The sequence below is a fragment of the Pseudanabaenaceae cyanobacterium SKYG29 genome (assembly GCA_025055675.1).
In the GTDB taxonomy this organism is placed as follows: Bacteria; Cyanobacteriota; Cyanobacteriia; order Pseudanabaenales; family Pseudanabaenaceae; genus M5B4.
On the sequence record JANWWT010000006.1, the window covers coordinates 147,793 to 162,143 of the forward strand.

9 protein-coding genes and 1 pseudogene are annotated in these 14,351 nt (G+C 48.8%); 7 read left to right on the forward strand and 3 right to left on the reverse strand.

What is annotated here, in order from left to right; genetic code table 11:
* The first annotated feature begins 44 nt into the window (after positions 1–44).
* On the forward strand, positions 45–710 hold the full coding sequence (locus tag NZM01_10805; protein ID MCS6960523.1) for a Uma2 family endonuclease: 666 nt from the start codon (positions 45–47) through the stop codon (positions 708–710).
* The gene (locus tag NZM01_10810; protein ID MCS6960524.1) at positions 711–1,292 is read left to right on the forward strand and encodes a PAP/fibrillin family protein; all 582 of its coding nucleotides are present in this window, start codon (positions 711–713) and stop codon (positions 1,290–1,292) included. It abuts the gene before it with no gap.
* Here the strand turns inward: NZM01_10810 and NZM01_10815 are convergent.
* Positions 1,289–2,683 carry an aspartate ammonia-lyase gene (locus NZM01_10815; protein MCS6960525.1) on the reverse strand — a complete coding sequence of 465 codons (1,395 nt, stop codon included), beginning with the start codon at positions 2,681–2,683 and terminating at the stop codon, positions 1,289–1,291. The two genes, NZM01_10810 and NZM01_10815, sit on opposite strands and share 4 nt — an antisense overlap.
* A 249-nt stretch (positions 2,684–2,932) precedes the next feature.
* On the opposite strand from NZM01_10815, the pseudogene NZM01_10820 reads away from it, so the two are divergent.
* From NZM01_10820 to NZM01_10840, 5 genes and pseudogenes are all read left to right on the forward strand, one after another.
* Positions 2,933–3,729, forward strand: a pseudogene (locus NZM01_10820) (SDR family NAD(P)-dependent oxidoreductase).
* 64 nt (positions 3,730–3,793) lie between these two features.
* On the forward strand, positions 3,794–4,723 hold the full coding sequence (locus tag NZM01_10825; protein MCS6960526.1) for a restriction endonuclease: 930 nt from the start codon (positions 3,794–3,796) through the stop codon (positions 4,721–4,723).
* Positions 4,724–4,977: 254 nt separating this feature from the next.
* Positions 4,978–7,608 (forward strand): bifunctional acetaldehyde-CoA/alcohol dehydrogenase, encoded by a 2,631-nt coding sequence (gene adhE / locus NZM01_10830; GenBank protein ID MCS6960527.1) that lies wholly within the window; start codon positions 4,978–4,980, stop codon positions 7,606–7,608.
* 11 nt (positions 7,609–7,619) lie between these two features.
* A complete protein-coding gene (locus NZM01_10835) occupies positions 7,620–10,382 on the forward strand; it encodes a bifunctional acetate--CoA ligase family protein/GNAT family N-acetyltransferase (protein MCS6960528.1) in 2,763 nt (920 codons plus the stop codon).
* Positions 10,383–10,469: 87 nt separating this feature from the next.
* Positions 10,470–11,099 carry a HEAT repeat domain-containing protein gene (locus tag NZM01_10840; GenBank protein ID MCS6960529.1) on the forward strand — a complete coding sequence of 210 codons (630 nt, stop codon included), beginning with the start codon at positions 10,470–10,472 and terminating at the stop codon, positions 11,097–11,099.
* Here the strand turns inward: NZM01_10840 and NZM01_10845 are convergent.
* The gene (locus NZM01_10845; GenBank protein ID MCS6960530.1) at positions 11,080–12,171 is read right to left on the reverse strand and encodes a histidine kinase; all 1,092 of its coding nucleotides are present in this window, start codon (positions 12,169–12,171) and stop codon (positions 11,080–11,082) included. The two genes, NZM01_10840 and NZM01_10845, sit on opposite strands and share 20 nt — an antisense overlap.
* A gap of 77 nt (positions 12,172–12,248) precedes the next feature.
* Entirely contained in the window at positions 12,249–14,351 is a 2,103-nt protein-coding gene (locus NZM01_10850; protein ID MCS6960531.1) for a SpoIIE family protein phosphatase, read from the reverse strand.

The window sequence follows — 14,351 nt, forward strand, 5'->3', positions numbered from 1 at the left end:
AAACTATGGCACAATTGAACAGTGATAGCTACTCTTAATTGTTTATGCATCCTACAATAACAGAAGCGGAAATTTTTTACCCTTGTGAGGACGAGGAGTCATTGGCGGAAACACGAGAACATCTACTCGCTATTGTGCACATCTTGTCTGTGCTGTCTCTTTATCTCAAAGGTAGAGCAATTGTCTTCTCCCATCAGTTTTTCTATCCAGTTAAAGGCAATCCTGATACGCGGGTAACACCAGACATCATGGTTGTTTTCGGTATTCCTGAAAAAGAGTATCCCAACTACAAACTATGGGAAGGGAACAAACCATCGCTGGTGTTGGAAGTCACCTCAGAAAGTACGATACAGCGGGATTGGGGCATCAAGAGGGAGATATATAGTGAGGTGGGCATAGATGAGTATTGGTTGTTTGACCCTTACGGTGAGTGGATTCCCCAACAGTTACAAGGGTATCGGTTAAATCAAGGGGGAGCCTATCAGCCGATCGTGGACAACATCAGCACAGTCTTGCAACTGCGCCTGGTGGTAGAGGGTCATTTCGTGCACTTCTACAGATTGGACAACAACCAGAAATTACTGACAATGGAAGAACTACAGTTAGCTCTTGAGCAATACAAAGCGCAGGCAGATGCGGCAACCAGAAGAGCAAGACGTTTAGAAGAGATTCTTCGTCAACTAGGATATAGGGATGTCATAGATGAGTAAATGAGTAAAAAGACTGAGCTACTCAACCTACTGGTTCCCCTCGATCGGGGTTTGAAAGTCAGCACCAATGCACTGGAGCAAGTATTATCGATCGTTTCTGCGTTGGAAAAGGAGAATCCCAACCCTACACCTACTTCTGATCCTCAGCTGTTACAGGGGAATTGGCGGATGTTATTTACCACCAGTCGATCGCTTTTAGTCTTTGGTCGTTTGCCCCTGAGTAGTTTGGGGGGTGTTTATCAATACATTGATACCGATCGCCAGCAGGTTTACAATGTTGCCGAGATCAGAAGCCTACCGTTGTTTGACAGTATAGTCAGTGTTGTAGCTGATTTTACCATCTTGTCGGAAAAGAGAATTGGCGTGCAGTTCACTCGCTCGATCGTTGGTTTGCAGACATTACTTGGTTATCAGAATGTCGATCGGTTTATAGAGCAACTGCAGTCTGGGACTAGGTTAGTGGCATTGGATACGCCAATTACTCGCCGTGGTAATTCCTGGGTAGATGTCACCTACATCGACGATGACTTGCGCATCACCAGGGGCAATGAAGGGAATATCTTTATTTTACAGCGGGTTTAATCGTGGGGACGACTCATCTTGAGTAAGTCTAAAACCTGTTCTAGTTGTTCAGCGGGCAGTAGTTGTTTTTCTAAAATTAATTGACGAAAAGATTTCCCTGTTTGTAAGGATTCTTTGGCGAGGGAGGCACATTGTAAATAACCCAGATAGGGATTAAGAGCAGTAACAAGGGAAAGAGTACCCTCAGCGTACTCTAAACATCGTTGGGGGTTGGCTTCGATCCCCGCTATGCACCGATCGGCTAACACTTGCAAACAATTCCCCAGAATTTGAATCATGTGTAACAAATCATAGGCAATCAAGGGCATCATCACGTTTAATTCCAACTGCCCTGCCTGGGCTGCCAGGAGAATAGCTGTATCTAAGCCCATCACCTGAAAACAGACCATGTTTGTCATCTCTGCGATAACGGGATTGTATTTTCCTGGCATAATGGAAGAACCAGGCTGTACGGGTGGCAACTGAATCTCTTTCAAGCCTGTTTTCGGTCCAGAGTCCATCAAACGGAGATCATTAGCAATCTTACTGACATCCTGCGCCAGGTTGCGTAACGCTCCCGCTAGGCTGACAAAGGGTGACATACTCTGCATCGCTGCCATCAAATTATCTGCCGATCGGATGGGATAACCGGTCAACCGTCCCAACTCTTCTGCCACACGACGTGGATAATCGGGATGGTTGTTCAACCCTGTGCCCGCGGCACTGCCCCCCAGACCAATTTCCAGTAAATCCGTGGTGGCTTGTTTGACCCGATCGTGATGTTTTGCCAGGATCACACTGTAGGCGGAAAATTCATCTCCTAGGCGTACAGGGACAGCATCTTGTAAGTGAGTGCGACCCGCCTTGACAATTGTGGCGAATTCTTCTCCTTTTTGTTGCAATTGGCTGATACAAGCAGCGAGACCAGGGTAGAGAAACCGATCGAGACTCAACAACGCCCCTAAACGAATGGCAGTGGGGATCACGTCGTTGGTGGATTGACCGTAGTTGACATGATCATTGGGACTGACTCTCTTATAGTTGCCCTTGGCTTCCCCCAATAGTTCTAAGGCACGGTTAGCAATCACCTCGTTGATGTTCATGTGATGGGAAGTGCCCGCCCCCGCTTGATAGATGTCCACTACAAACTGATCCCGCAACTGTCCCCCCAGGATTTCATCACAGACCCGCTCGATCGTGGCTGCCAGTTCACTTGGGATACAACCCAGCTGCCCATTAACCCGCGCTGCCGCCTTTTTGATATACACACAGGCATCGACAAATAAAGGTAGAGGCTTGATCCCACTAATGGGAAAATTTTCCAACGCCCTGACTGTCTGAATACCGTAATAAACAGAGTCAGGAAGAGAGCGTGATCCCATGGAATCGGTTTCCGTGCGGTAGTTGGGCACTGTGGTTCTCCTGAGACAGCATCAGTCATTGTAGCACTGGTTTCTCTGTTGCCAAGCAGCAAAACGATCGATGTCTTCTTGCCGATGGAAAGACAAATCTGTCTGTAGGTGTATGCACCTCTGTGATCCCCTTGTTACGGTGAAGCAGAGTTTAGTTGTTTGTCTGTCGTTTTCTTTTATCTTTCAGTTGCAGCTACTTGATTATTGTTGTTCGTACAGACATCCTTATCCCTGTAAGGAGGAAATGTTATGCAGATTGCTGGTAAAACTGCCCTAATTACTGGTGCTTCTCGCGGGATTGGCAGAGCGATCGCTTTGGAATTTGCCCGCCAAGGAGCAAAGCAGATACTGATCTGGGCACGCAATGGCGAAGCCCTCAAGGCAGTGGCAGAGGAGATCAAAGAGATTGGCAGTCAAGCAACTCCGATCGTCTGTGATTTGTTACACATCGAACAAGTGAGTATTGCTGTTGCTCAAGCCTGGCGAGATCACGGACCGATCGATATTTTGGTAAACTGCGCTGGGATCGCCCATCAACAATTGTTTTGCCATGCCCATCCCCGCAAACTACAGGAAGAAGTGGGAGTCAATTTCCTTGGTTTGTTGACCGTAACTCGTTTGATAGCCCGACGGATGATGAAACAAAACAGGGATTGATTGTGAATGTCTCTAGCTTGATGGGAAAACTAGCCGCACCGACAATGGCGACTTATTCCGCTACCAAATTTGCTATTCTAGGCTTGACCCAGGCTCTGCGGGCTGAATTGGAACCCTACAACATCAAAGTTTTAGCTCTGCTCCCTTCTCTCACTGATACTGATATGGTTAAATCCCAACAACATTTCCGCTGGGTGAAGTCCTACAGTGCTGAAGAAGTAGCCCGTGCCCTTGTGCGGGGGATTAAACGAGAAACACCAGAGATTTTGGTAGGTTGGCAAGCCCAATTGGCGGATTTGCTCCATCGTTTACTGCCAACGATCGCAGAACAACTGGTACGTCTTGCTGCCCCTGACTACTCTGCCCCCCAGACAGAAATGCAAAACTAAATGTCCTGGGGGATAAGACTACTTGCCCTGTTTGTCATCTATCAATTATTTTTTTAAGGAGGTGTTGCAGACAAGCCTATCAATGCCGATCGTTGGTTACCAAGACCTGATGCTACCCCTGTTGCAACTAGCCCAGCGTGCAGGGGAGGAAATTTCCAACAGTAGAGCGATCGATCTTCTGGCGCAGCAATTTAATCTGACGAAAGCAGAGCTGCAGGAAATGCTCCCCAGTGGCAGGCAGACAGTTTTTGCTAATCGGGTAGGTTGGGCAGCCACCTATCTGAAGAAAGCAGGGTTGCTAGAGAAGACACGGCGGGGATATTTTCGTATTACGCAAAGAGGAGCGGAACTATTAGCGACAAAACCCCGTAAGATTGACAATAAAACCCTACAGCAGTATCCAGAATTCCTGGAATTCAAGAAGTCCAGGCGAGAAAATGAAGATGGAGAAGAAAGCAGTAGCGATGATCCAACACCTTTAGAAAGTTTGGAAAACAGCTATCGCCTTCTGCGCCAGGAATTGATTAATGAAATCCTTGCCAAACTCAGAACGGTTAGTCCTTCTTTCTTTGAACAGATTGTTGTTGATTTGGTAGTCAAGCTGGGATATGGGGGCTCCAGAGCGGATGCAGGTAAAGCGATCGGTAAACCAGGGGATGACGGTATTGATGGCATAATCAAACAGGATAAACTCGGCTTAGATGTGATTTATCTACAGGCAAAACGATATGGGGAAGACCACCCCGTCACAAAAGCAGATGTCGCCCAGTTTGCTGGTGCTCTGCAGGCAAAAAAAGCAACCAAGGGTATTTTCATCACTACATCCAGGTTTACAGCCAGTGCCAAAGACTTTATCAGGCAAGTCAGCAATCAGATCATGCTAATAGATGGAGAAGACCTGGCAGAGCTGATGATTGACCACGATGTGGGAGTAACCACCACTGTAACTTACACTCTCAAACGGATTGATAGCGATTACTTTGTCGAAGAGTAACAGTGAATTTACCCCCCACACTGACCAAAACTTGCCAAATATTTAGATACAATTTACATTAACTGCAACACTTTGACACAGCTTGGTTGTTAAGATTCTTTAATTGTTAAAAAATACTTAGTTTAGGTTGGTCTGGGCTGGGAAATACCCTACTGTTGGTATAAGCATTTATGCTAGTGGTTAAACGAACGATCGTCATGTTCTGCCCAATGCTCACGGTTTGACCAGGGAAAGTTCAAAAGGAGGAGGGAGCTATGCTGGTGACAAATGAACAAGAGTTAAACGAATTGATTGCCAAGGTTAAGGTTGCCCAAGAGGAGTTTGGCAATTTTTCCCAGGAACAAGTCGATCGGATTTTTCAACAGGCGGCGTTGGCAGCTAACGAGGCGCGCATTCCCCTGGCTAAAATGGCGGTGGCGGAGACAGGCATGGGGATTGTGGAAGACAAGGTAATTAAAAATCACTTTGCCGCAGAGATGGTCTACAACAAGTACAAAAATGAAAAGACCTGCGGTGTAATTGAGGAAGACCCCCACTTTGGTATCAAAAAGATTGCCGAACCCGTGGGCATCATTGCTGGGATTGTCCCTACCACTAACCCCACTTCCACCGCGATCTTCAAAGCCCTGTTGGCGATCAAAACTCGCAATGCCATCATCTTTTCTCCTCACCCCAGGGCAAAGAAGTGCACGATCGAGGCCGCTCGCATCATCAAGGAAGCAGCGGTAGCAGCGGGTGCCCCTGATCCCATCATTGGCTGGATCGATGAACCGACTGTCCCCCTGTCCCAGGCATTGATGCAACATCCCGACATTAAGTTAATTCTGGCAACGGGGGGTCCCGCGATGGTAAAAGCTGCCTACTCTTCTGGTCATCCTTCCTTGGGGGTGGGTGCGGGCAACACGCCAGCTTTGATCGATGCCAGTGCTGATATTCCCATGGCGGTCAGCTCTATTCTGCTCAGTAAAACTTTTGACCATGGCATGATCTGTGCCTCGGAACAGGCAGTAATTGTAGTCGATGCCATCTATGACCAGGTGAAAGCAGAATTCCAACGGCGGGGTGCTCACATTCTGTCGGCGGCAGAGGTGGCAAAACTGCGACAGATTATTTTGACGGAAGGCAGGTTGAACCCAGCGATCGTGGGGCAATCAGTGGAAAAAATCGCGGAATTAGCAGGATTTACTGTGCCAGCGGGGACAAGGTTGCTGATTGGGGAAGTGCAAGAGGTGGGGGAACAGGAACCCTTCTCCTACGAAAAGTTAGCCCCAATTTTGGCGATGTATCGTGTACCCAACTTCCATGCGGGGGTAGAGGTAGCTGCCCAGGTAGTGAATTTCGGCGGTAAGGGGCATACAGCGGTTCTCTACACTGACCCCGCCAATAAAGATGACCTCGCCTACTTTGAACACCATGTCACTGCCAGTCGGGTATTGTTGAATACGCCCTCTTCCCAGGGAGCGATCGGGGATTTGTATAACTTCAAGCTCGACCCCTCATTAACGTTGGGTTGTGGGACATGGGGCGGCAATTCTGTGTCAGAGAATGTGGGACCTCACCATCTTCTCAACATCAAAACGGTGACAGAGCGCCGAGAAAATATGCTGTGGTTCCGCGTACCTCCCAAAATTTACTTCAAGTACGGTTGTTTGCCTGTAGCATTGCAGGAATTGAAGGGCAAACAAAGGGCATTCATTGTTACAGATAAACCCCTGTTTGACATGGGGATGCTCAAGGAAGTGGAGGAGGTACTGGAAGAACTGGGGATTGAGTTTCAGATTTTCTTTGAAGTGGAGCCAGACCCCAAACTCAGTGATGTGCAAAAGGGACTCGATCGCTGCCGCAACTTTAAGCCGGACGTGATTATTGCTTTTGGGGGTGGTTCACCGATGGATGCTGCCAAGGTGATGTGGCTGATGTACGAACATCCAGAGGTGGAATTTTCTGGGGTTGCCATGCGGTTTATGGACATTCGCAAGCGAGTCTATGTCCTGCCGCCCTTGGGACAAAAGGCAATTATGGTGGCAATTCCTACCACTTCGGGGACGGGTTCGGAAGTCACTCCCTTTGCTGTAGTTACGGATGACAAGACGGGCATTAAGTATCCGCTGGCAGACTATGCCTTGACACCAACGATGGCGATCGTTGACCCCGAATTAGTGATGCATATGCCTAAGAAACTGACCGCCTACGGGGGAATTGATGCTCTGACCCATGCGTTGGAAGCCTATGTGTCTGTTCTGGCAACGGAATTTACGGAAGGGCTGGCATTGGAGGCAATCAAGTTGTTGTTTGAGTATTTGCCCCGCGCCTACAAACATGGTGCCAAAGACCCGCTTGCCCGTGAAAAAGTCCACTATGCTGCCACGATCGCGGGGATGGCTTTTGCCAATGCCTTCCTGGGAATTTGTCACTCCCTGGCGCACAAACTGGGTTCAACCTTCCACCTGCCCCACGGTCTAGCTAACGCCTTGATGATTTCCCATGTCATTCGCTACAACGCTACGGATGCTCCCTTCAAACAAGCCATCTTCCCGCAGTACACCTACCCCCACGCCAAACAGCGCTATGCGGAAATTGCCGACTTTCTCGGTCTAGGGGGAAGAACGGAGGAGGAAAAAGTGGAGAGGTTGGTAGAGGCGATCGACAATCTCAAACAGCAACTGGACATTCCCCTGTCCATCAAGGAGGCGTTGCCTGATAAGGAGCGGGAGTTTTACGAACAGGTGGAAAAAATGGCAGAACAGGCCTTTGACGACCAGTGCACAGGCGCTAATCCCCGCTACCCCCTCATTCGCGACCTCAAGGAGCTATACGTTCTCTCCTTCCAGGGCTGTCGTTTAGATAGCGCTCTCTACCACCAACCCCTGACCCCCATTAGCTAGAGGTAATTACTATGGTATTAGCCACCGCTCCTACCCAGGAATCTGTCTATGATATTTGGCGTGCAGGACAGCGCTACCCCCTCGATGCCATCTTTCGTCCCCAGAATGTGGCGGTAATTGGGGCAACGGAACGCCCAGGGAGTGTGGGACGGACGCTCCTATGGAATTTAATCAGCACGCCTTTTGGCGGGACAGTCTTCCCCATCAATCCTAAACGCCCCAGTGTGTTGGGGATCAAAGCCTACCCCAGTATCAAAGAAGTACCCGATCGGGTTGATCTGGCAGTCATTGCTACCCCTGCTCCCAGTGTGCCTAGTGTGATTGCCGAATGTGCCCAGGCGGGGGTAAAGGGGGCAATAGTGGTGTCAGCAGGATTTCGGGAGGTTGGACCGGAGGGGGTGGAGTTGGAGCGGCAAATTCTGGCTAAGGCGGGACAGATGCGCATCATTGGTCCCAACTGCCTAGGGGTAATGAATCCCGTGATTGGCTTGAATGCTACTTTTGCTAGCACGATCGCCCGTCCTGGCTCGGTAGGATTTATCTCCCAAAGTGGGGCGCTGTGTACCTCTATCCTCGATTTGAGTTTCCAGGAAAACATTGGTTTTAGTGCCTTTATTTCCATCGGGGCAATGGTGGATGTGAGCTGGGGGGATTTAATCTACTACCTCGGCGACGACCCCAACACCAAAAGCATAGTGCTGTATATGGAATCGATCGGGGATGCCCGTTCTTTCCTCTCGGCGGCTAGGGAGGTAGCTCTAACCAAGCCAATCATTGTGCTGAAGGCGGGGCGGACAGAGGCGGCTGCCCAGGCAGCTACTTCCCATACAGGGGCACTGGCGGGGAGTGATGAAGTTTTGAGTGCGGCGTTTCGGCGCTGCGGGGTGTTGCGGGTGGATAACATCTCTGACCTATTCGACATGGCGGAAGTCCTCTCCAAGCAACCCAAACTGCCTAAGGGCAATCGGCTAACCATCCTCACCAATGCGGGGGGACCGGGGGTAATCGCCACCGATGCCTTTATCCAAGGGGGGGGAAGATTGGCAGAACTAGCCCCAGAAACCATAGCCAAGCTAGATCAGATTTTGCCTAGCCACTGGAGTCACGGCAACCCCGTAGACATTTTGGGGGATGCGGATGCCGATCGCTATGCCCAGGCCCTGGAGGTTGTCGCTACTGACCCCAACAGCGATGCCATTTTGGTGATTCTCACGCCCCAAGCGATGTCCCAACCGACGGAGACAGCGACCAAATTGATTGAATGTGCCCAGCATTGCCAAAAGCCAATTCTTGCCAGTTGGATGGGGGGAGAGGGAGTAGCCCCTGCTATGCATGCCCTCAATGATGCCGCTATTCCCACCTTCAATTACCCGGATACGGCAGCCCACATTTTCAACTACATGTGTCGCTACAGCAGCAATCTGCGTGCCCTCTACGAAACACCCCAACTGCCCCCCGATTCCGATGACTTCACCCCCGATCGCCATCTCGTGCAACAAATCTGTGAGCAAGCCCTGCGCCACGATCGCTATATCCTGACGGAGTACGAAGCTAAGCAAGTCCTCACCGCTTATGGGATTCCCACCGTGCCCACGGAAATTGCTCTCACCGTGGAAGAAGCGGTAGCCATTGCCGATCGGATGGGCTATCCCGTGGTGTTGAAGTTGCTATCGGAGGTAATCACGCACAAGAGCGATGTAGGGGGCGTACAGTTAAATCTTGCCAATGCCGACGCAGTGCGAGCAGCTTTTCAGTTGATTCGAACGAATGTACGGGCTTGGGAGGAGCAGTATCCCGATGTATTTTTGGGAGTAACGGTGCAACCCATGTTCCGTGCCCAGGGCTATGAGTTGATTCTGGGCAGTAGCGTAGATGTGCAGTTTGGTCCAGTAATCCTGTTTGGCACAGGGGGACAACTGGTGGAAGTCTATCAGGACAGAGCACTAGCGCTACCGCCTCTTAACAGTACCTTGGCAAAACGGATGATGGAACGTACTCGCATTTACCATGCTCTCCAGGGGGTAAGGGGCAATCGCCCGGTGGATATAGACGCTCTAGCGCAAATTTTGGTGCAGTTTAGTCAACTGGTAGTAGAACAACCACAAATTCAGGAAATTGACATTAACCCGCTGCTGGCTTCTGCTGATCATCTCATTGCCCTCGATGCCCGCGTGGTACTTAGAGAGGGGAAACCGCCCAAACTAGCAATCCGTCCTTATCCCGGTCATTACATGAGTTGTTTTACCCTCAAGAATGGCTTACATGTCACTATCCGCCCCATCCGTCCTGAGGATGAACCCCTCATGGTGGAATTCCACAAGCTCCTCTCGGAAGAGAGCGTCTATATGCGCTATGCCCATATGGTCAACCTGCAGTACCGCATCTCCCACGATCGGTTAACCCGCATCTGCTTTATTGACTATGACCGCGAAATGGTACTGGTAGCTGACTACAAAGACCCTGCCACGGGCAAGCATTTAATTATTGGTGTAGGGCGGTTAACGCGCTTCCACAATTCCCATAATGCTGAATTTGCCATGATTGTTGCCGATCGGTATCAACGGCAGGGCTTAGGCACAGAAATCCTACGACGCTTAGTGGAAATTGCCAGGGTTGAGCAGGTTAGTCAGATTGAAGCCTACATGCTTCCCACGAATACGGCGATGCGGAAAATTTGTGAGGGTTTGGGTTTCCACTGGGAGAAGGGAGAGGATGACCTCCTAAAGGGGGTTTTGGTTTTGAATAGCGATGCAGGACATCAGACCCATCTTTGACTCTCACCCGTACCTATTCCCCTGAGCGTAGCAAAGGCACCCTATCGATCGTGCTACCCTTAGGCATATATTCGACGCAAGAAATCTATGACAACTAACTGGGATGAATTATTTGAGCAGTTGAAGCACCCCAATCCCCATCTGCGGGAGCGAGCAATGGCAGCGATCGTGGAACAACAAGATGAAACCACTATCCCGCGCCTCATGGCATTATTGGGAGAAACGGACACCACCTATCGCCGCGCAGCGGTAAAAACGATCGGGGCAATTGGCTACGAGGCTGTACCCTTTTTGGCGGATTCCCTCTTAAACAGCAGTGATGTCACCGTGCGAGGTAGTGCAGCAAAGGCGTTGGCACAGGTAGCCGTCAACTTTGGCGCCGAGGGTTTTCCTGAAGTAGGCATTAGAGCCTTAGAACAAGCCATGCAAGACCTCAACCCCGTTGTGCATATTGCTGCTGTTATGGCACTGGGAGAAATTGGCACACCCGTTGTCGATGTCCTCATCCGCGGGTTGGAAACTACCGATAATCCTGCTTTGGCAGTCTCCATCGTGGGGGCACTGGGTTCGATCGGGGATGAACGGGGGGTAGCAGTCCTGACCCGCCTAATTGAAGCTGAAACCACTGATAGCTACGTCCGTGAGGCTGCTGTCAGTTCCCTCTCCCGTTTGGAATTAATTCAGTCTCGCTTGACCCCTAATAGACCGGTAGGGTGACATGGAAACTCGATCCCCCTTTGGGGGGACTGTCCACCCAGATTTTGCCGTAGTGGGCACGGATGATACGTTTACAGACCGCCAGACCAATACCATACCCTTCCGTTTGTTGATCCCGACTGAGGCGGAACTGTTCCTCAAAAATTTTTTCCCGCAACTCAGCGGGGACACCTGGACCTGTATCTGTAACGGTGATTTCCACCTTTTGCGATGTACGATGGAGAGCGGTGACCTGAATCTTGCCCCCCACAGGCGTATATTTAATGGCGTTATCCATCAAGTTAGCTAACACCTGCTGTACCCTTTCCCCATCAGCATAAACATAGGGCAAATCGTTGGGAATGTCCGTGACCAAATCCTGTTGTTTTTCCTTCAATTTATGTAGCAGGTAATAATCTTCCACCACCCGCCGACAGACTTCACTGATATTAGTGCGTTGGGGATGAATGGGAAAGTGAAAGACCTCCCCGCGCCCTGACTCCAAAATTTCTGTAATCATATTGTCTGCTGTGCGTACCTGTTTGCGGGCATGCAGCAAAACCTGTTCCCGTTGCTCAGGGTCTAACTTCTCCCCACTGTTGTCCAGCGTCTCCAAAGCCAAGGAAATCGCTGTAATCGGATTGCGCAAGTCATGGGCAAGCATCGCAATAATGCGGTCTTTGAAATGCAGTTGCTGTTGCAGATAATTCTTCTCCTGCGTCAGGCGGAAAACTTCATCTGTCATCTTAATTATTTCTGCCGATCGATCGATTTGATTCTTTCTGTCAATGTTATTTGACTGCAAATTCTGGAGGGCTAACTGCCAACTATGCCAGGAATTCCTGAGTTGCACCATCAAACTCTTGCCCGCAATGGTCTGACGGGGGGCAGGATAAATTTTTAACAGGGCAGGGGTGAGGACAACGCGAAAATGTTCTGCCAGATAGGGCTGCCCCGTCACATCGATCACTTGCAATTCCGCACTCTCTGGTGGACAACCCTGCAAAAACTCCTCTACTGCCTTCACCACCTCGAAGGAACTGGGACGATCGTCTATAAACAATATGAGTTGGATAGGAGAACTTACCTGCACACCGCTAATCCTGACCAGTTTAACCTTATTTTAACTTAATTTGCCTTGCTCAGTCTAGGGGAAAAATAGCGTAAATTCTAACGCTGTTTCATTACTAAAAGGGTAATATCATCATACACTTTGTGCTTACCAATGTGCTTTTTCACATCGTAAATGACAGCATTGTTAATCTCCTGTGCCGAACATCCAAGATGATCCCTGACCACCCCTACTAACCGATCGATACCGTAGTATTCTCCCCGATCGTTTTCCGCTTCCGTAATTCCATCTGTGTACAAAACTACCACATCTCCCTGCTGTAGTTTCACTTCATAAACAGCGAGAAAATCCCTAATTTCTGGCTCTAAACCAATGGGAAAACCCAGGTCTATTGTGTCAATTCTCTCTATATTGCCATCCGATCGGACAATTATCACCTCCTCATGCTGCCCGACAATTCTTAAGTCACCTCTATCATATTCCAGGAGAGCCAAAGTTAGATTCTTATCCGACCGCATGCGTTGTACGTTGTGCCAAATCACTTGATTGATGTTCTGTAAAACCTCCTCAATGTTGCCATTACTCTGGCTAGCTAAAGCGCGTACAGCTGTTTGAGCCATTAACATAATCATCCCACTTTCCAGTCCATGCCCTGTGACATCGCCAATGCCAATTTTAATCTTACCGTTGTGGGAAAAAACGTCATAATAGTCACCCCCTACTTCATCAGCAGGCATAATAAATTCAGCAATTTCTAGGTCACAAATGTGGTGTAGCTCCTGTCCCCTGGGTAAGATCATCTGCTGGATTTTGCGTGTTGCTGCTAGCTCAGAAGTAAGACGTAAATTTTCCTCCTTTAACTTTTCACTGAGTAAACGAATTTCCCGATTTGCCTCTTGTAACTCTTGGGTGCGCTCCTCTACTTTTTCCTCTAGGTCAGTTACTAAAATTTGTATATCCTCTGCCATTTGATTGAAAGCAGTTTCTAGCTGCTGAGTTTCCATTGTACCTGCAATCGTTACCTTTTGCATCAATTGACCTTCTGCTAGTCTTTTGGCTGCCTTTGCCAAATTGAGAATGGGTTGGCTCAGCCATTCAGCTGTAATAATACCTGTAACGACAGCAATTGTTGATGTAATAGCTAAAATAATCAGAGTAGTGTAAAAATTTTGCTCAACCCTCACCATAAAATCTGACTCAGGGAACACTGTCACAATTAACCAGTCGATGCTATCTTTGTCTTGAAATGGTTGCACTTGTACAAAAAACTGTTCTCCCTTAAATTTGTGGGCAAAAGTTGATAACCCTTGCACCGTCGGCAATTTATCCTGCAAGTAGATGCCGATTTCTCTAATTAGGGGGTGGGCACTTTCCTTTGCTAACAGGCGCTCTAAATTCTCTCCCTCACCCCTAGTAGTTGGTTCAGGGGTAGACGTGGAAACTAATCTGCCCGATCGTTCCACAATGAAAGCAATGCCTGTTTTCCCAACAGACAGGGAAGATAAAAACATGTTGACCTCTCGCGGTAAGAAATAATCAACAGCACAGACTCCCAGCAGTTTGCGATCGGAATTGTAGACAGGAAAACTAGCAGTTACTGTCGGTAACAGTGTGCCAAAATCCAGATATATTTCACTCCAGGTAGGTTTGCCTTTTTGCTTAGCAGCCGTGTACCAGGGACGACGACGAGCATCAAAGGGTTTGTGGGTGCTCCTCAAAGGCAGTAATTCTGCCACCTCACCCCTATCATTTAGTCTATAGTTTTCCTTAAGGTATTTGGTTTTGGCATTACTGTAGCTTAGTACCTTTGTGTCTATATCATCAGCCAAACGCCCAACGCCAAAAGAGGAACCATCTTTTTCGGCACCGCAGTACACAAAACTAATCCCAGGATAAACTATAATTTGTTGCCAAAATAAATTTTTACCCCTGGAGGCATTTAAGACATCAATATCACCATTCAGGAAGGCTTCGGCATTGAGTTGGTTGATGACATCGGGAGTTTCTGTGTAACTACGCAATTTACCCACAATTCTCGTATTAACTTCCTGCTGGAACAACACCGCTACTTCCTGGACTGATTTTTGGCCCGCCCGCAGGGAAGTAACACCTACGATAACGACTGCGACTAGGAGTTGTAAGGCGAAAGGAACGACTATAACATTCCTCAGTGACTGTTTTTGAATAATTTTTCCTAGCAT